This window comes from Methylobacterium aquaticum (assembly GCF_001043915.1).
Lineage (GTDB): Bacteria > Pseudomonadota > Alphaproteobacteria > Rhizobiales > Beijerinckiaceae > Methylobacterium > Methylobacterium aquaticum.
On sequence record NZ_LABX01000081.1, the window covers coordinates 72,983 to 91,536 of the forward strand.

Here is an 18,554-nt window from a genome sequence, read left to right on the forward strand (position 1 = left end):
CACAAAGACGGATTTATTGACCATTAACCATAACAGCACGGATCTGATCGGCGCAGCCGTTAGGCTTAAGGAAGAAGAAAGGCCCGCACGGCGATGGTGACGGCGTCGTCAAAAAGACGCCTCGCCCGACGATCAAAAAGGTCGCCACCATGTCCGACATCACCCTCTCGGCCGCCACCCGCCAGAACCTCCTGTCGCTCCAGGATACGGCCGCGCTGCTCTCGACCACGCAGACGCGCCTCTCGACCGGCAAGAAGGTCAACAGCGCCCTCGACAGCCCGGTGAACTACTTCACCGCCCAGAACCTGAATTCGCGGTCGGCGTCCCTGACGAACCTGCTCGACGGGGTGTCGAACGGCATCCAGACGATCCAGGCCGCCAATACCGGGATCACCAAGCTGCGCGGCCTGACCGATCAGCTCAAGGCGATCACCCAGCAGGCGCTGTCGGCCTCCAACGCCTTCTCGGCCAAGGCCAGCATCTCCTCGACCGCCCTTTCCGGCGCTACCGCCAACAACCTTCTCTCCGTCGGCGCCACCACCGCCGTCGCCGAGGCCGCGATCGGTGCCGCCACCGGTGTCACTCAGAAGACCGTGACCGGCACTGTCGACATCAGCTCCACCGCCAACATCCAGACCAACTTCTTCACCGCGGCAACGTCGGTCAAGACTGTCACGATCGACGGCGTCAACGTCACCCTGACCAAGGGCATCGACGACACCAGCCCGGCGGACTTCATCACCTCGATCAACACCCAGCTCAAGGCCGGCGGTTCCTCCGTCGTCGCGTCCTTGAGCGGCAGCAACATCCGCATCACCGGCACCGCAGACGGTGGCACCTTCTCGATCGGCACCGATGCGGGGACGACCTCGCTGTTCGGCGCCACGCCCACCGTGGTCGCCAACGTGTTCGTGCCGACCGCCACCTCGCTCGCCACCGGCGCCGGCTTCAACGTCGGCGACAACTTCACCGTCAACGGCCAGATCGTCACGGTGGGCCGCACCGACACCCTGAGTTCCCTCGCGCAGAAGGTGAGCACGGCCACCAACGGCACGGTCAGCGCCACCTACGACGCCGCCGCCCGCAAGTTCAGCTTCACGGCGGCGGATTCGGCGACCGGCATCGTGCTGGGCGACGGCAGCACGGCGACCGCGAAGGTGTCGAACCTCGGCTTTGCGATCAACAAAACCTACGGGGCTGGGCAGGGCTCCACGACGGCGTCGCTGGTAGGCGGCGTCGTGACCCAGAACTTCACCAAAAGCGCCCTCGACAGCAAGTCCATTTCTGTCAAGGTGGGCAGCGGCAACCCGATCACCCTGACTTTCGGCACGGCTGCGGGCCAGATTGCGACGCTCAACCAGCTCAACGCCGCCCTGGCCCCAGCCAACGCGATGGCAAGCATCGACAGCACCACCGGTGCGCTGAAGATCAGCACCACCAACGAGTCGGGCGCCGACAACCTGACGCTGTCGACGGCGACCGTCCCCGGCAACCCGTTCAGCACCGCGACCTCGAGCGCGATCATCAGCGGTGACGGCGCCAACACCCGCAACGGCTTGGTGAACACCTACAACGGCCTGCTGAGCCAGATCGACCAGATGGCGGCGGATGCCGGCTTCAACGGCACGAACCTGTTGGCCGGCGACACGATCAACGTCAGCTTCAACGAGAAGGGCACCTCTTCGCTCAAGATCGCCGGCACGGCCGTGACGGCGTCGGGTCTCAATCTGATTGCGGTCGGCCAGACCGACTTCCAGGACGGCAACTCGATCAACGCCGTGATCGCCACGATCAACAGCGCCAATGCCGCGCTGCAGAGCCAGGCCTCGGCTCTGGGTGCGAACCTGGCGGTGGTGCAGAACCGGCAGGACTTCACCAAGCAGATGATCAACGTGCTCGACACGGGCGCGGCGAACCTGACGAACGCCGACCTGAACGAGGAGGCGGCGAACTCGCAGGCTCTCTCGACGCGCAACTCGCTCGGCATCTCGGCCCTGTCGCTCGCCAACCAGGCCCAGCAGGGCATCCTCCAGCTCCTGCGCGGCTGATCGCGCAAGCGGAACAGGCTCGGGCTCTCCGCCTCTCGTATGAGAAGCGGGGATACCGGGCTATTTTGCGTCCCGAACGGCTCCGCTACGATGGGCCACGGGACATGTGGCCCATTGCTTCACATCGTACTGCGCCGATTCCAAAGAATCCCAAGTAGATGCGTATGATGCGCGTCTGCTTGGGATTTTTCGTTGTGCCCGAGGCTGCTCAACTCGTCGCGCCAATTATCCACACAGGAAATGACACGGCGGGTTGGGCGGTGGGGGGCGACGGTAGCAGCACCACGGGCCACCGGACCAGCTGGCCACAGGAGCGACAATATCTGCCGTGGAGATCGCAGTCGCATCCTTCCAGAGGCCGCTGGTGCCTGACGAGGCCCTTACCAGCGCAAGCCATTGCCATCTCACATTCGATCCCTTGGCCAATCGCTCTCAGCCGCGCACGAATCATGGTAACCTCCGCATTAAGGTAAATCGATCAGTAGAGACGAGCATGAACATTAACGTTTTGAAAGTCATGACCTTCGGATCCAGGGGATCGGTGGCCTTTTCAGCTTTGCGGTAAGGACCGGGCAAGGGCGGCTGGACCAATCTGATCTCGCCTTCAAAACACGAAGGTCTTCCGATCAATAGGATCGTCTCATGTCTTCCGGCATCACCCTCTCGGCCGCCACCCGCCAGAACCTCCTGTCGCTTCAGGGCACTGCCGACCTGCTCTCGACCACGCAGACGCGCCTCGCGACCGGCAAGAAGGTCAACAGCGCCCTCGACAGCCCGAGCAACTACTTCACCGCCCAGAGCCTGTCCTCGCGTTCGTCGGCCCTGAGCAATCTGCTCGACGGGGTGTCGAACGGCATCCAGACGATCCAGGCCGCCAATACCGGCCTCACCAAGCTGCAAGGGCTGACCGACCAGCTCAAGTCGGTCGCCCAGCAGGCCCTCTCATCTTCCAACGCCTTCACCGCCAAGGCCAGCATCGCCTCGACCTCCCTGTCCGGCGCCACCGCCAACAACCTCCTGTCGGTCGGTGCCACCACTGCCGTCGCCGAGAACGCGATCGGCGCGTCGACCGGCGCCGCCGCCCGGGTCCTCACCACCACCGTCGACGTGAGCACCCAGTCGAACATCCAGACCAACTTCTTCGGCGCCTCGGCCTCCAGCAAGACGGTTACGATCGACGGCGTCGGCGTCACCCTGACCAAGGGCATCGACGACACCACGCAGGCGAACTTCGTCTCTGCGATCAATACGCAGCTCAAGGCCGCCGGCTCTTCGGTCGTGGCGGCCGTCAGCGGCAACAACATCTCCTTCACCGGCACCGCCGACGGCGGCACCTTCTCGCTCGGTACCGACGCGCAATCGGCCTCGCTGTTCGGCGCCACGCCCACCGTGACCACCGCCGGCGTGTTCGTGCCGACCGCCACCTCGCTCGCCACCGGCGCCGGCTTCAGCGTCGGCGACACGTTCACCGTCAACGGCCAGGCCGTGACCGTGGGCCGCTCCGACACTCTCAGCTCGCTCGCCCAGAAGGTGAGCACGGCCACCAACGGCACGGTCAGCGCCAGCTACGATGCCACCGCCCGGAAGTTCAGCTTCACGGCCGCCGACTCGGCGACCGGGATTGTGCTGGGCGACGGCAGCACCTCGACCGGGAAGGTGTCGAACCTCGGCTTCTCGCTCCTAAAGACCTACGGTGCCGGCCAGGGCTCCACGACGGCAACACTGGTCGCCGGCGTGGCGACTCAGAGCTTCACCAAGAGCGCACTCGACAGCAAGTCGATCACCGTCAAGGTCGCGAGCGGCAACTCGGTCAGCCTGAGCTTCGGCACGGCTGCGGGCCAGATCTCGACCCTCAACCAGCTCAACGCCGCCTTGGCTCCGGCCAACGCGATGGCGAGCATCGACAACACAACCGGCGCGATCAAGATCACCACGACCAACGAGTCGGGTGCCGACAACCTGACCGTGTCGGCGAGCGGTGCTGGTAACCCGTTCAGCACCAGCACGTCGAGCGCGATCATCAGCGGTGACGGCTCCAACACCCGCAACAACCTGGTGACCACCTACAACAACCTGCTCTCCCAGATCGACCAGATGGCGGCGGATTCCGGCTTCAACGGCACGAACCTGCTGGCCGGCGACACTGTCAACGTCAGCTTCAACGAGAAGGGCACCTCCTCGCTGAAGATCTCAGGCACGCAGGTCACGGCCTCCCTGCTCGGCATGACTGCCGTCGGTCAGACCGACTTCCAGGACAGCAATTCGATCAACGCTGTGATCTCGAACATCAACAGCGCGTCGAGCCAGCTGAAGAACCAGGCTTCGACCCTGGGCGCGAACCTGGCGGTGGTGCAGAACCGGCAGGACTTCACCAAGCAGATGATCAACGTGCTCGATGCGGGCGCGGCGAACCTGACGAATGCGGATCTGAACGAGGAAGCGGCGAACTCGCAGGCGCTCTCGACCCGCAACTCGCTCGGCATCTCGGCCCTGTCGCTCGCCAACCAGTCGCAGCAGGGCATCCTCCAGCTCCTGCGCTGACCCCTGCCCGAGCGGCCTCCGCAAGACCCGCACCCGGTCCTGCGGAACGGTCCCTCGCAGAAGACCGCCTCGCGCTACGTCCCCTCGCGGACACTCACCGCGGCGGGACGAAAACGGAAGCGGCTTCCGCGGCCCTTCGGGACCGCGGGGCCGCCGAAACCCTGAAGACCAGGCGGCCGGGGCGCGAGCCCCGGCCGCTTCTCGTCGTCAGGTGGGGCCCACCAGCCCCTCCGGCCGCTTCACCTCGATCTCCACGAAGGCGATCGGATGGTCGGAGCCGTTCTGGACGTCGTGGCGGATGCCGGCCGGGCGGCGGTAGGACTGGCCGTGGGCGAGCGGCACCTCGGTGACCTGCGTGCCGTCGTGGACCCGCAGGGTGCCCGCCGTGATCATCACCACGAAATAGGGCCAGCCATGCTCGTGCCAGCCGGTGACGGCGCCGGGCGAAAAATCCCAGCGGGTGATGCGGACAATGTCGTCGTCGTGCTGGACGGTCGGAACCGCGGGAATCGTGCAGGCGAAGGCCATCGGGGAACGCTCCTCAGCGGGCGGATTCGAAGCCGGCGAGAAAAGCCGTCAGGTTCCGGCCCAGCAGGTCGGAGAGGTAGCCGCCCTCCTGCACCAGCACGGTCGGCAGGTTCAGGCGGGCGAGCGCGGCGCCGATCCGCGAAAACCCCTCGGTGGTGATGGCGAGGCCGGCGAGCGGATCGTGCTCCGAGGCGTCGAGGCCCAACGCCACCACGAGCGCCGTCGGCGCGAAGGCCCGGATCGTGCGGCTCGCCACGCCCTCCAGCACCGCCATGTAATCGTCGTCGCCGGTGCCGAGGGCCAGCGGCAGGTTGAGGTTGGCGCCAATCCCCTCCCCGTCCCCGCGCTCGTGGGCGTAACCCCAGACGAAGGGGTAGAAGCCGCGCGGATCGGCGTGGAGCGAGACGGTGAGCACGCTCGGATCACGGTAGAAGATGCCCTGCGTGCCGTTGCCGTGATGCACGTCGACGTCGAGCACCGCCACGCGGGCGTGGCGTTGGCGCAGATGGGCGGCGGCGACCGCGCTGTTGTTGAAGTAGCAATGGCCCCCGGCCCGGTCGCGATAGGCGTGGTGGCCGGGCGGGCGGCACAGCGCATAGGCGGCGTCCTCGCCGTCGAGGACGAGTTGCGCCGCGCTCGCCGCCACATCCGTTGCGGCACAGGCCGCCGCATAGGTGCCCGGGCCGATCGGGCAGGCGGTGTCGACGGTGTGCCAGCCGAGCCGGCCGACGATGTGGGTCGGGTAGGTCGCGGCCGCGCGCACCGGGTGGATGTTGGCGATCATCTCGGGGCCGTGGTCGGGCAGCGCCTCCCACGCTTCCCATGCCTCCGCCAGGAAGGCGAGATAATCGGGGCTGTGCACCCGCGCCCGGGCGCCCGCGCCGTGGTCTTGCGGCGCCACCACCGCATGGTGCCCGGCCGCGAGGCCGGCGAGCAGCCGGTCGGCCCGCTCGGGCTGGTCGGCGGCGGGCTTCACCTGGCCGCGCACCAGGAAGAATTTGGGGTCGTGGCGGCGGTGGTCCTCGGAATGGACGGCCTTCATGGGATCTCCGGGATCAGGCTTCGGGAGGGAGGATGCGGGACGGCTTCGGAGGGGCGAGGCTCTCGAGCAGCCGGACGACCTCCCGGCGGGCGACGCCGAGATGGTGGTCGACATGCGCGACGATGCGCTCCGGGTGGCCGGCCTCGATGGCCGCCAGCACCGGCTCGTGGGTGCGGGCGATCTCGGCGGGGTCGTCGTAGAGCCGGCCGATCAGCCCGATGACGATCCGCAATTCCGAGGCCAGGCCGTCGAACAGGCGCAGCAGCCGGCCGTTGCCGGCGGCCTCGCAGATCAGGCGGTGGAACTGGTAATCGGCCTCGACGATCGTCGCCGGGTCGTCGCGCCGGGCGATCTCGTGCATCAGGTCGAGCTGGCGGCGCAAGGCGTCCCGCCGCGCGGGCGTCAGGCGCCGGGCCGCCTCGACCGCGGCGTGGCGCTCGACGCAGAGGCGCAAGTCGTAGAGTTCGTCCACCTCCTGGCTCGAGAGTTCGCGCACGAAGAAGCCGCGCCGCGGCGACGCCTTGAGCAGCCCCTGGCTCTCGAGCAGGCGCGCCGCCTCCCGCACCGGTGCCCGGCTGATGCCGAGTTCCCGGGCCACCGCCGCCTCCGCCACCTTGGCGCCGGGCGGAAGCCGCCCCTGGACGATCGCGTCGGTGAGCCGGCGCGCGACCTGGCGCACGAGATCGCTCTCGGCCAGGACCGGCAATCCGACGGGTCGGGACATCGCGCGCATCGCACCTCCGTGGGCTCATTGTGCAATGCGTAGGCGTCGATTGTCGACACTTTTGGCTTGATCGACGGCCGAGGCCGGGCCAGTCTAGCGTGGCGCCGGATGATCAACACACCCATTCGGGCCCGGCCTGGCCGTCAGTGGCGAGATCTCGCCGCTACGCCGCCGGTTCACGAGCAAGTCATGCGGCAGGGCCGATCGGCCCGACATTGCCCGCGAGGAGGTCCGATGGCGTCGTCTGCTCATTCTCCCGCCGACGAGACTGCGCGGCGCATCCGCGTCGACCTGGCGGCAGCCTACCGGCTGATCCACCGCCTCGGCCTCGACGACAGCATCTACACGCATATCTCGGCCCGGCTGCCGGGGCCCGAGCACCGCTTCCTGATCAACCCCTACGGCCTGCGCTTCGAGGAGGTGAAGGCCGGCAACCTCGTCACCGTCGATCTCGAAGGGCGGGTGGTCGACGACCCCTGCGGGCTCGGCATCAACCCGGCCGGCTTCACCATCCACAGCGCGGTCCACGCCGCCCGGGAGGACGCGCTGTGCGTGCTCCACACCCACACGGTGGCGGGCGTCGCCGTCTCCTGCCAGGAGGAGGGGCTGCTGCCGTTGAACCAATGGTCGATGCAGTTTGCCGGCCGCCTCGCCTACCACGATTACGAGGGCATCGCGCTCGACCTCGACGAGCGCGAGCGCCTGGTGGCCGATCTCGGCGACAAGCCCGTGATGGTGTTGCGCAACCACGGCATGCTGACCTGCGGCCGCTCTGTCGCCGAGGCGTTCAAGCTGATGCACAACCTGGAGCGCTCCTGCCGCGCCCAGCTCGCGCTGCAAGCCGCCGGCGCCCCGCTGATCCGCCCCTCGGCGGCGGTCGCGCAGAAGACCGCCGGGCAATACGCCTCGTTCTACGACAAGATGGAGACGGGCCAGTTGCCCGACACCGAGTGGGACGCCTTCAAGCGCATGCTGGCGCGCAGCGACCCGGATTATCAAGACTAAGCAGATTTCGCCGAAGCGGTCACCGGTTCGGCGGCAAAAATCTGCGGCAAAGCAAGAGACTAAGCGGACGAAGCGTTGGCCTGCCAACGCAAGTCTGCTTAGAGCCAGGCTGATCTCGATCGGGCAGGCCGCCACCCTCATTCCTCTCGGCCTGATCGGTCTCACCGTTCGAAACATCGTGCGCCTGCCCTCTCCCTTAATCAGGAGGGAGCGGTGCTTGCACGTCCACCGCAGCGACAGGGACCAAAGGGAACTCGACCGATGCTCAAGACGCTCATGGCCGGCACCGTGCTCTCCCTGGCGCTCGCCGGCACGGCGCTGGCGCAAGGCACGCCCTCATCCGCGACCCCGAAGCCCGGCGGCACCGCCAACGCGGTGATCCAGCCCGAGCCGCCCGGCCTGATGCTCGGGATGGTGCAGAACGGCCCGACCCAGATGGTGGCCGGCAACATCTACGAGGGCCTGCTGCGCTACGATTCCGCCCTCAAGCCCCTGCCCGGCCTCGCCGAGAGCTGGAGCGTCTCCGAGGACGGCAAGACCTACATCTTCAAACTCGTGAAGAACGCCACCTGGCACGACGGCAAGCCGTTCACCGCCGACGACGTGGTCTTCTCGGTCGAGCTGCTGCGCCAGACCCATGCCCGGGCCCGCGGCAACCTCACCCGGGTGGCGAGCGTGACCGCACCCGATCCGTACACGGTGGTGTTCACCCTGTCCGAGCCGTTCGGTCCCTTCCTCGGCATCTTCGAGGTCGGCTCGCTGCCGATGATCCCCAAGCACATCTATGCCGGCACCGACTACAAGACCAACCCGGCCAACAACACGCCGATCGGCACCGGCCCCTACATGTTCAAGGAGTGGAAGAAGGGCTCCTATATCCGGCTGGTCAAGAACCCGAACTATCACGTAGCCGGCAAGCCGTATCTGGACGAGATCTACTGGCACGTGATTCCCGATGCTGCCGCCCGGGCGGTGGCGTTCGAGACCGGCAAGGTCGACATCCTGCCCGGCGGCTCGGTCGAGAATTTCGACGTGCCGCGGCTCTCCAAGATCAAGGGCGCCTGCTCGACCACCAAGGGCTGGGAGTTCTTCAGCCCGCATTCCTGGCTCTGGCTCAACAACCGCAAGGGCCCGACCGCCAACAAGGCGTTCCGCCAGGCGGTGTCCTACGCCCTCGACCGGGATTTTGCCCGCGACGTGGTGTGGAACGGGCTCGGCAAGCCGGCGACCGGCCCGTTCTCCTCCACCGTGCGCTACCACGACCCGAAGGCGGCGAAGTATGCCTACGACCCGGCCAAGGCCAAGGCGCTGCTCAAGGAATCCGGCTACAAGGGCGAGACCGTGCGGCTCCTGCCGCTGCCCTACGGCGAGACCTGGCAGCGCTGGGCCGAGGCGGTGAAGCAGAACCTGGAGGATGCCGGCATCAAGGTCGAGATGGTGGCCACCGACGTCGCCGGCTGGAACCAGAAGACCTCCGAGTGGGATTACGACATCGCCTTCACCTACCTCTACCAATATGGTGACCCCGCCCTGGGGGTCGGGCGCAACTACGTCTCGTCCCAGATCGCCAAGGGCTCGCCGTTCAACAACGTCGAGGGCTACTCGAACCCGAGCGTCGACGAGGCGTTCGCGAAGGGCGCGGTGGCGGTGGGCGACGACGCGCGCCGGCCGATCTACGAGGCGGTGCAGAAGACCCTGGTCGAGGACGCGCCGGTGGCGTGGCTGCTCGAGCTGCAATTCCCCACCATCACCCGCTGCAAGGTCCACGACCTCGTCACCACCGGCATCGGGGTCAATGACGGCTTTCGCGATGCCTGGATCGAGCGCTGACGGCCGCGTTCGGATCTGACGGATCATGGCTCGGGGGCTGAAGGATAACGCATGGTGAGCTTCGTCGCGCGGCGGATCGCGAAGGGCATCGTGGTGCTCCTCGCGATCGTGGTCCTGAACTTCTTCCTGATCCGCCTCGCCCCCGGCGACCCGGCCCTGGTGATGGCCGGGGAGGCGGGGGCGGGCGACGAGGCTTTCATCGCCCAGCTGCGGGAGAAATTCGCCCTCGACCAGCCGCTGCCGAGCCAGCTCGCCGCCTATCTCGGCAGCATGGCCAGGCTCGATCTCGGCTATTCGGTGCGCCAGCAGATGCCGGTGGCGACGCTGATCGGCGAGCGGCTGCCGGCGACGCTGCTGCTGACCGGCAGCGCCTTCGCGATCTCGCTCTCGCTCGGGGTGCTGTTGGGTGCCCTTGCCGCACGGCGGGCCGGGACGCTCGCCGATACGGCGATCACCGGGGTGGCGCTCCTGTTCTACGCCACGCCGCTGTTCTGGGTCTCGCTGATGGCGATCCTGCTGTTCTCGGTCCGGCTCGACTGGCTGCCGAGCTTCGGCTTCGAGACGGTCGGCGCCGGCTATGCGGGGCTCACCCGCGTTCTCGACATCGCCCACCACCTCGTGCTGCCGGCCCTCACCCTCGGGCTGTTCTTCATGGCGGTCTATGTGCGGATGACCCGTTCCTCGATGCTGGAGGTCTCGCGGCTCGACTTCGTGAAGACCGCGCGGGCCAAGGGCCTGACGGAAGGGGTGATCCAGCGCCGGCACGTCCTGCGCAACGCGCTCCTGCCGGTGGTGACGCTGGCGGGCCTCCAGGCCGGTACCCTCGTCGGCGGTGCGGTGCTCACCGAGACGGTGTTCGCCTGGCCGGGCATCGGGCGGCTGATGTACGACGCCCTGCTCCAGCGCGACTACAACCTGTTGCTCGGCGTCTTCGTGGTCTCCTCCGCGATGGTGCTGGTCTTCAACCTCGTCACCGACGTGGTCTATCGCGCGGTCGATCCCCGCATCGAGGTGGCGTGATGAGCGAGGCCCTGCCCCTGACCGCCGCCGCCCCGGCCCGCCGCCGCGGCCCGCTCGCCGCCTTCCTGCGCCATCCGGGCGCGGTATTCGGCCTCGTGATCCTGACGATCGTCATCGCCGCGGCCCTGCTGGCACCGGTCCTCTACCCGACCTCGCCCTGGCGGATGGTGCAGCGGCCCTTCGTGCCGCCCTTCACCCTGGAGCGGGTTCCCCTCGGCACCGATGCGCTGGGCCGCGACATCGCCGCCGGGCTGATGCACGGGGCCGGCGTCTCGCTCCTCGTCGGTCTCGTCTCGACGCTGGCCGCCCTCGTGATCGGCGTGCCGCTGGGCGCGCTCGCCGGCTATCTCGGCGGACGGGTCGACGACGCGCTGATGCGCTTCACCGAGCTGTTCCAGACCGTGCCGAGCTTCGCCCTCGCCATCGTGCTGGTGGCGATCCTCCAGCCGTCGCTCTCCTCGATGATCCTCGCGATCGCGCTGGTGAGCTGGCCGCCGGTGACCCGGCTGGTGCGGGGCGAGGTGCTGTCCCTGCGCTCGCGCGACTACGTCCAGGCGGCGATCGTGACTGGGCAGACGACCTTCACCATCCTGCGCCGGGAGGTTCTGCCCAACACCCTCTCGCCGATCGTGGTCCTGGCCTCCCTGATGGTGGCGACCGCGATCCTGCTCGAATCCTCCCTCTCGTTCCTCGGCCTCGGCGACCCGAACCGGATGTCCTGGGGCTTCATGGTCGGGGCCGGCCGCACCGTGATCCGGCAGGCGTGGTGGATCACCGCCTTCCCAGGGCTCGTGATCCTGCTCACCGTGCTTGCCCTCAACCTGATCGGCGAGGGGCTGAACGACGCCCTCAACCCGCGCCTGTCCCGGGAGCGCTGACGATGGATGCCGACACGAAGCGGGTCGCCGTCGCGGTCCGCGCCTTGAGCCTCGCCCTGCCGGAGGGCGGCGACCGGGCCAACGCCGTCGACGGCGTGTCGTTCGATCTCGTGGCCGGGGAGATCCTGTGCCTCGTCGGCGAATCGGGCTCGGGCAAGTCGATGTGCGCCCATGCCCTGATGGGCCTGCTGCCGAAGGCGGTGCGTCCGGTCGGCGGCACGATCCGCCTCGGCGAGACGGACCTCCTGGCTCAAGGTGACGCGGCCTGGCGCGACACCCGCGGCCGGCGGATCGCGATGATCTTCCAGGAGCCGATGACGGCGCTCAACCCGCTGATGCGGATCGGCGACCAGATCGCCGAGATGTTCGAGGCCCACGGGATGCTGACCCCGAGGGAGCGGCGGGAGCGCGCGGTGGCGCTCGCCGGCGAGGTCGGGCTGCCGAACCCGGAGCTGATCGTCCGGTCCTATCCGCACCAGCTTTCCGGCGGGCAGCGGCAACGGGCGATGATCGCCATGGCGCTCGCCCTCGAACCCGCGGTGCTGGTCGCCGACGAGCCGACCACCGCCCTCGACGTGACGACCCAGGCGCAGATCCTCGCGCTGATCCGCGACCTCCAGACCCGCCGCAACATGGCGGTCCTGTTCATCACTCACGATTTCGGCGTGGTGGCGGAGATCGCCGACCGGGTGCTGGTGCTGCGCCACGGCCGGGTGGTGGAGGAAGGCCCCGCCGCCGCCGTGCTCGGCCGGCCGCAGGCCGCCTACACGAAAACCCTGCTCGCCGCCGTGCCGACCATGGACCCGCCGGCCCGCCCTCCCCTCGCGGGGCCGAAGGCGGTGGAGGTGGTGGGCCTGACCAAGACCTACGTCACCGGCGGCGGCCTCTTCCGCACGCCGAGGCGCACGGCGGCGGCGCGGGACGTGGGCTTCACGCTTCATCGCGGCGAGACCCTCGGCCTCGTCGGCGAATCGGGCTCGGGCAAGTCCTCGGTCGCGCGCCTCGTGATGCGGCTGATCGAGCCGGATGCGGGCCGGGTGCGCCTCGGCGACACCGACCTGACCGGGCTCACGGGCGAGGCCCTGCGCCAGGCCCGCAGCCGGATCCAGATGGTGTTCCAGGATCCCTTCGCGTCGCTCAACCCGCGCCGCAGCGTCGGGCGGATCATCGCCGACGGGCCGGTGGCGCATGGGGTGCCACCGGCCGAGGCGATGGAGCGGGCGCGCCGCCTCCTCGCCCTCGTCGGGCTCGACGAGAAGGCGCTGGAGCGGTTCCCGCACGAATTCTCCGGCGGCCAGCGCCAGCGCATCGGCATCGCCCGGGCGCTCGCCCTCGAACCCGAGGTGCTGGTCGCCGACGAGGCGGTCTCGGCCCTCGACGTCTCGGTCCAGGCCCAGGTGCTGGCGCTGCTGGAAGACCTGAAGGCGCGGCTCGGCCTGTCGATGCTGTTCATCACCCACGACCTGCGGGTGGCGGCCCAGATCTGCGACCGGATCGCGGTGATGCGCCAGGGCGAGATCGTCGAGCTGAAGACCGCCGGCGCGCTCTTCGCCAACCCGGAGCACCCCTATACCCGCGCGCTCCTCGACGCGGTGCCGGGGCGGGTGCGGCAGGCGGCATGACGATGGACCGCCTGCCCTGCGTGCTGCTCAGCGCCACCGCCGACCTGCGCGGGCTGTTCGGCGCGGCGCTGAGCCAGATCGCCGACCGGGTCGAGATTCTCGATCATCCGGCGGAGAATCCCGAGCGGGTGCGGCTGGCTCTGGGCTGGCGCCCGCCCGCCGACGCGCTGGCGCGCTACCCCAATCTCGCCGCCCTGTGCTCGATCGCGGCGGGGGTCGACAACCTGCTGGCCTGCCCCGGGCGCCCGCCGGACCTGCCGGTGGTGCGGGTGGTCGATCCCGATCAGGCACGGGCGATGTCGGGCTTCGTGCTCTGGCACGTCATCGGCCACCAGCGCGGCTTCGCCGTTTACGCCGCCAACCAGCGTGACCGGGTCTGGCGCCGGCTGCATCCGCGGGACGCGAGCGCGGTGCCGGTCGGCCTCCTCGGTTACGGACAGATCGGCCGGCGGGTCGCCGGTGATCTGGCCGCCCTCGGCTTCCCGGTGCGGGCCTGGAGCCGCACGCCGCACGAGGCCGATCCCGGCATCACCCACCATCACGGCCCGGACGGGCTCGGGGCGATGCTCGGCGCGAGCGAGGTCCTGGTGAACCTGCTGCCGCTGACCCCGGAGACGCGCGGCCTCCTCGATGCGCGCCTGTTCTCCCGCCTGCGCCCGGGCGGCTATGTGATCCAGGTCGGCCGCGGCGAGCATCTGGTCGAGGCCGACCTGCTGGCGGCGCTCGCATCCGGCCATCTCGCCGGCGCGGCCCTCGACGTGTTCGCCACCGAGCCGCTGCCCGCGGGCCATCCGTTCTGGGATCACCCGGCGATCCGCATCACCCCGCACGAGGCGTGCGAGGCGAGCCCGCAAGCGGTCGCCCGCACCCTGCTCGCCACGGCCGAGGCCGTGCGCGCGGGCCGGGTGCCGCCGGATACGGTGGATGCGGCGCGCGGTTATTGACCGCCCTTACTTGCGGATTGCCGCGCTTCTTCCCTCGCGGTATGATCGCTTCGTGGACCGGGACTGGACCCGGCAGGAGGGCGAGCCATGGAATCCATCCATGCCCGCCCCGTCCTCTGACGGGGCAAAGACGCAAGGCTCCCCGCGCGTGCGGCGGACCGGCGTTCTGACGCGGCGAGGCGGCTTGTCCGCCCGCTGAAGCTCGTCTTCAGGTCGCTCCGGCGGCCCCGGAATCCACATCCCTCATGGGCAATTCGATCATCGCCACGCGCGCCCCTGGCGTTCGCGTGGTCGCCTCCGCCTCGACCTGGATCGAGGGCGAGGCCCTGCGCCAGCTCGACGAGACCGGCGCCCTTCCCGGCATGCGCGAGACTGTCGGCATGCCGGACCTCCACCCCGGCAAGAACGGCCCGGTCGGGGCGGCCTTCCTGTCGGAGGGCCTGATCCGGCCGACCCTGGTCGGGTCCGACATCGGCTGCGGCATGGCGCTGTGGCAGACCGACCTCCCGGCGCGCCGGGCCGATCCGGAGCGGATCGCTGCCCGGCTCGACGGGCTCGACGCGCCGTGGGACGGCGACGTCGCCGGCTGGCTTACCGAGCGCGGCGTCCCGCCCACGCCCTACGACGCCGCCCTCGGCACGGTCGGGCACGGCAACCACTTCCTGGAGGTGCAGGCGGTCGCCGAGATCCGCGATGCCGACGCGGCGGCGCTGATCGGGCTCGATCCTTCCCGCCTCGCCCTGCTGGTCCATACCGGCAGCCGGGGCCTCGGCGAGTCGATCCTGCGGGCCCATACCGAGCGGCACGGGGCGTCGCCGCTCCGCGCCGACACGCCGGAGGCCGAGTCCTATCTGGCGGCGCACGACGCGGCCGTGGCCTGGGCCCGGGCCAACCGCGACCTCGTCGCCCACCGGGCGCTCGCGGCGCTCGGAGCCGAGGGGCGCTGCCTCCTCGACCTGTGCCATAACGGCATCACGCCGGTGGACGCGGGCGGCTGCCGCTGCCACCTCCACCGCAAGGGCGCGGCCCCGGCCGATCGCGGGCCGGTGGTCGTGCCGGGATCCCGGGGCGACGTGAGCCTCCTCGTCGAGCCGGTCCCGGACCGGGCCGACGCCCTGTGGTCGCTGGCCCATGGCGCCGGGCGCAAGCTCGGGCGGCACGAGGCGAAGGCCAAGCTCAAGGGCCGCCTGCGCCGGGAGGACCTCGCCCGCAACCCCTTCGGCGGCGTGGTGGTCTGCGGCGACGAGCGGCTGCTGTGGGAGGAGGCGGCCCCGGCCTACAAGCCGGCCTCGTCGGTGGTCGGCGACCTGGAGGCGGCCGGGCTCGTCCGCATCGTCGCCGTGCTGCATCCGCGCGTCACCTTCAAGTGCTCGCTCGATCCGGACGGTCCGGCCCGGGCCGACAAGCAGGCCCGCCTGCGCGAGCGCCGCAGCGCCCGCGCGGCCAAGCAATCCGCCAAGCACCCGGAGCGCTGAGATGACGGTCCTGCTGCAACTCAGCGCCGGCCGCGGACCCGGGGAATGCCGGCTCGCCGTCGAGGGCCTGTGCGGCGTGCTGGTGCGGGAGGCCGCGTCGAGCGGCCTTACCGCCACGGTCGTGGAGACGGTGCCGGGGTCCCCCGGGCTGCTCTCCGCCCTCGTCCGCCTCGACGGCGGGGAGGCCGAGGCCGTGGACGCCTGGGCCCGGTCCTGGGAGGGCACCGTCCGGTGGACCTGCCCGAGCCCGCTCCGGCCGGAACACGGGCGCAAGAACTGGTTCGTCTCCGTCGCCCGGGTGGTGCCGCCGCGGATCGAGGATCTCGGCATCCGGGAGGCGGATCTGCGCTGGGAGACCTTCCGCTCCTCCGGCGCCGGCGGCCAGCACGTCAACACGACGGACAGCGCGGTGCGCCTGCGCCACCGGCCGAGCGGCGTCACGATCACCTGCGACACCGAGCGCAGCCAGCACCGCAACCGGGCCCTGGCGCTGACCCGGCTCGGCCTCGCGCTCCGCGCCCGGGCGGACGCCCAGGCGCAGGACGGCGCGCAGGCCCGCTGGGCCCTGACCGTCACGGTCCCGGATCGGGGCGGGAGCGCGGTCCGCGCCTATGCGGGACCGGATTTCGCGCGGGTGCGATGAGCCGCGGCAAGGCCCACGACAGCCGCGCTACGTATCGTTAACCATTCAGGGCGCAGAGTCGCTGTGGCAGAGTCGACACGCCGCAGAGATTCTTTCGGGCGGCTGACTTCGTTTCGCCGTGTTGCGGGGATAAGCTCTGCCATGGCTCACGGCCAAAGGGGGATGGACATGCTCGGGACAGTGACGGCCTTCCTGGCAATCCTGATGGTTCTGGCCCTGCGCAACCTCGCGAAGGCGGCGCTGATGCCGGTCTATGCCGTGCGCGATATCCACCGCGGCCGCTACGTCCGCGGGCTGGTCCTGCTCTCCTGCTCCGGGCTCGCCGCCTGGTCGATCTGGGCCATGACCCACACGGCGTCGAGCAAGCCCGCTCCGGTGGCGGCGGTGATGTATACCGGCTGATCGCGCCACCGCTCCACCGTTTCTTGCACTGCGGCATCGACGCGGGCGCTTCGCGCTGGCGTTCTGCGTCGTTCGGGGCCATATCCTCGCTCGCGTCGCGCGCCCGCCCCTCGGAGGCAGGCCCCGACCAGGCGCCCGAAGGACCGCCATCGTCTGATCGATCCTCCCCCTCGCGGCGCGGGCCGCACGCCAGCGTGGCCTCACGGGCTGCGCTGTCGCGCCGTGCGCCCCCCCGCCAAGAAGAGTCAACCACCATGCTGCGTTCGAAGCAGAAGCCGAAGGTGCAGGATACGGGCTTCGTCCTGTTCGACGTCTATTACGAGGACGGCTCGCGCCGCTCCAACCGCCGGGTCCCCCGGACCGCCATGCTCGACCACGATGTCGACGCCGCCGTCCGCCAGGTGATCGAGGAGCAGGACCGCGACATCGCGGAAAAGTCCGGCCGGCCCCCGCTCGCCATCACCAAGATCCTGCGCTCGGCCGACTGAGCCACCCGCGCGACCGATCGGTGCCGGCCCAGGGCCGGCACCCGCCCACGGCCCCTTATCGTGTCCCGCCGACCCTCGCGGCGGAGGGTTTCGACAGAGCGCGATGGAGCCGCTTCAGGCCCGCATCGTCCCGCGCGCACAGGTCGTGCCGCGTCATCGCGTCGAGGTCTCGCTGGATCTGGTCCCGTGGACCGGGCGGGCCGGCCAGGGCCGCCCCGGTGAGCCACAGCGTGCCCAGCACGGTCGCCACACCGCCCCCGATCCGCCCGCCCATGCCGCTCTCCCTGCAACCTGCGCTTAGCGTGGGGCGAGAGGCGTGAACAACTCATCAACGACACGGACACCGTGAGCCGTTTCATCAGGGGATGTCGCGAGATCGGAAATCCTCCCCTCCGCCTCAGGATGAGGTAATACCAACGGCCGTTGAAAACGACCTTTGGTTCCGTTCTCGAATTTTCGCCAAGCCTTTGGTTTGATATCGAAAATTCGAGATGGGCCAACGGTCCGATGCGTCAGCATCTTGGGCCGTTGGTATAAGGGAGTGGGAGACCCCGTCACTTCCACGTCTTCGATATCAACGGACCTTCAGGGCCGGAGCAGAGCGTAGACATCCCCGGAATTCGCCGCCTGCGGCAGCGCCATCAGATGCGCCGCCATCTCGTCGCGGCCGACGAAGCGGCCGAAGCTTACGCTCTGGCTCTCGCCGAGCGCGACGTCGAACCCGTAAGCGCCGAGAGACGCCAGCCGGTCGAGGCAGCGCAAAGCCACATCCCGGGAGATTGTGGTGAACTCGAAGGACAGGGCGGGGAGCGGAGCCGAGAGACCCGCCAGGACCCGGTCCTCGAACCCCTCGACGTCGATCTTCACGAAGGCCGGGCGCCCGTGCTCGGCCACCAGCCGGTCGAGGGTGGTAGCCGGCACCGTGATCGTCCGGTCCCAGACCTGCCCTTCCCAGCCCGGTGCGCCCAAAGCCCCGGCGACGAACGCTGCGGAAGCCGAGGAGACGGTGGGGTTCGCCACGTTGAGGTGGAAGACGACCTCGCCGGCTTCGTCGCCGGCCGCCGCCGCGACCAGGGTGACGTCGGGATCGCGGCCATGGAGCAGGCGCAAGGCCCGGAGCGGACCGGGCTGCGGCTCCAGGGCGACGACCCGCGCGCCGCAGCGGCGAAAGGCTGCGACGCGATCCCCGACATGGGCGCCGATGTCGAACACGAGATCGCCCGGCCGCACGAAGCGGCGGTAGAGCGCATCCATGGCGGCGTGGGGCGCGTCCGCGCCGCGGTAGATCCGCAGCGAGCGGCCGATCGCGGCGGCGGTGCCTTTCGGGCGGGTCATCGGCGTGCTCCGGGTTCTCGCCCGGAGCC

At 69.6% G+C, this 18,554-nt stretch carries 17 protein-coding genes; 12 read left to right on the plus strand and 5 right to left on the minus strand.

Annotation, left to right across the window (positions count from 1 at the left end; genetic code table 11):
• Window positions 1–149: 149 nt before the first annotated feature.
• A complete protein-coding gene (locus tag VP06_RS11390) occupies window positions 150–2,048 on the plus strand; it encodes a flagellin N-terminal helical domain-containing protein (RefSeq protein ID WP_048463874.1) in 1,899 nt (632 codons plus the stop codon).
• A 642-nt stretch (window positions 2,049–2,690) separates the two neighbouring features.
• Window positions 2,691–4,589 (plus strand): flagellin N-terminal helical domain-containing protein, encoded by a 1,899-nt coding sequence (locus VP06_RS11395; RefSeq protein WP_048463875.1) that lies wholly within the window; start codon window positions 2,691–2,693, stop codon window positions 4,587–4,589.
• Between the two features lie 207 nt (window positions 4,590–4,796).
• Here VP06_RS11395 and VP06_RS11400 read toward each other — a convergent pair whose 3' ends face one another.
• From VP06_RS11400 to VP06_RS11410, 3 genes are read right to left on the minus strand one after another with little or no spacing between them, the layout of a single operon-like run.
• Window positions 4,797–5,117 carry a cupin domain-containing protein gene (locus VP06_RS11400; protein WP_048463876.1) on the minus strand — a complete coding sequence of 107 codons (321 nt, stop codon included), beginning with the start codon at window positions 5,115–5,117 and terminating at the stop codon, window positions 4,797–4,799.
• A 13-nt stretch (window positions 5,118–5,130) separates the two neighbouring features.
• Window positions 5,131–6,159 (minus strand): histone deacetylase family protein, encoded by a 1,029-nt coding sequence (locus VP06_RS11405; protein WP_048463877.1) that lies wholly within the window; start codon window positions 6,157–6,159, stop codon window positions 5,131–5,133.
• 13 nt (window positions 6,160–6,172) lie between these two features.
• Window positions 6,173–6,883 carry a GntR family transcriptional regulator gene (locus tag VP06_RS11410; RefSeq protein ID WP_245291145.1) on the minus strand — a complete coding sequence of 237 codons (711 nt, stop codon included), beginning with the start codon at window positions 6,881–6,883 and terminating at the stop codon, window positions 6,173–6,175.
• 234 nt (window positions 6,884–7,117) lie between these two features.
• Here VP06_RS11410 and VP06_RS11415 point away from each other — a divergent pair, with 234 nt between their 5' ends.
• From VP06_RS11415 to VP06_RS11460, 10 genes are all read left to right on the plus strand, one after another.
• Complete coding sequence (locus tag VP06_RS11415) at window positions 7,118–7,888, plus strand: class II aldolase/adducin family protein (protein ID WP_048463879.1); 771 nt, start codon at window positions 7,118–7,120, stop codon at window positions 7,886–7,888.
• Between the two features lie 261 nt (window positions 7,889–8,149).
• Entirely contained in the window at window positions 8,150–9,718 is a 1,569-nt protein-coding gene (locus VP06_RS11420) for an ABC transporter substrate-binding protein (protein WP_048463880.1), read from the plus strand.
• A 51-nt stretch (window positions 9,719–9,769) separates the two neighbouring features.
• Window positions 9,770–10,738 carry an ABC transporter permease gene (locus VP06_RS11425; RefSeq protein WP_048463881.1) on the plus strand — a complete coding sequence of 323 codons (969 nt, stop codon included), beginning with the start codon at window positions 9,770–9,772 and terminating at the stop codon, window positions 10,736–10,738.
• Window positions 10,738–11,616 carry an ABC transporter permease gene (locus VP06_RS11430; RefSeq protein ID WP_048463882.1) on the plus strand — a complete coding sequence of 293 codons (879 nt, stop codon included), beginning with the start codon at window positions 10,738–10,740 and terminating at the stop codon, window positions 11,614–11,616. The genes VP06_RS11425 and VP06_RS11430 overlap by 1 nt, the downstream gene beginning before the upstream one ends.
• A 2-nt stretch (window positions 11,617–11,618) precedes the next feature.
• A complete protein-coding gene (locus VP06_RS11435; RefSeq protein WP_048463883.1) occupies window positions 11,619–13,238 on the plus strand; it encodes an ABC transporter ATP-binding protein in 1,620 nt (539 codons plus the stop codon).
• Window positions 13,235–14,182, plus strand: a complete 948-nt coding sequence (locus tag VP06_RS11440; protein ID WP_245291146.1) for a 2-hydroxyacid dehydrogenase — start codon at window positions 13,235–13,237, stop codon at window positions 14,180–14,182. The genes VP06_RS11435 and VP06_RS11440 overlap by 4 nt, the downstream gene beginning before the upstream one ends.
• 245 nt (window positions 14,183–14,427) lie before the next feature.
• Entirely contained in the window at window positions 14,428–15,657 is a 1,230-nt protein-coding gene (locus VP06_RS11445) for an RNA ligase RtcB family protein (protein WP_048463885.1), read from the plus strand.
• 1 nt (window position 15,658) lies between these two features.
• Window positions 15,659–16,300, plus strand: a complete 642-nt coding sequence (prfH, locus tag VP06_RS11450) for a peptide chain release factor H (protein WP_048463886.1) — start codon at window positions 15,659–15,661, stop codon at window positions 16,298–16,300.
• A 168-nt stretch (window positions 16,301–16,468) separates the two neighbouring features.
• Entirely contained in the window at window positions 16,469–16,702 is a 234-nt protein-coding gene (locus VP06_RS11455) for a hypothetical protein (RefSeq protein WP_048463911.1), read from the plus strand.
• A gap of 254 nt (window positions 16,703–16,956) precedes the next feature.
• Complete coding sequence (locus VP06_RS11460) at window positions 16,957–17,190, plus strand: hypothetical protein (protein WP_048463887.1); 234 nt, start codon at window positions 16,957–16,959, stop codon at window positions 17,188–17,190.
• Between the two features lie 55 nt (window positions 17,191–17,245).
• Here the strand turns inward: VP06_RS11460 and VP06_RS11465 are convergent, their stop codons facing one another.
• Complete coding sequence (locus VP06_RS11465; protein WP_048463888.1) at window positions 17,246–17,464, minus strand: hypothetical protein; 219 nt, start codon at window positions 17,462–17,464, stop codon at window positions 17,246–17,248.
• 311 nt (window positions 17,465–17,775) lie between these two features.
• Window positions 17,776–18,525 carry an FkbM family methyltransferase gene (locus VP06_RS11470; RefSeq protein WP_048463889.1) on the minus strand — a complete coding sequence of 250 codons (750 nt, stop codon included), beginning with the start codon at window positions 18,523–18,525 and terminating at the stop codon, window positions 17,776–17,778.
• Between the last annotated feature and the right edge of the window lie 29 nt (window positions 18,526–18,554).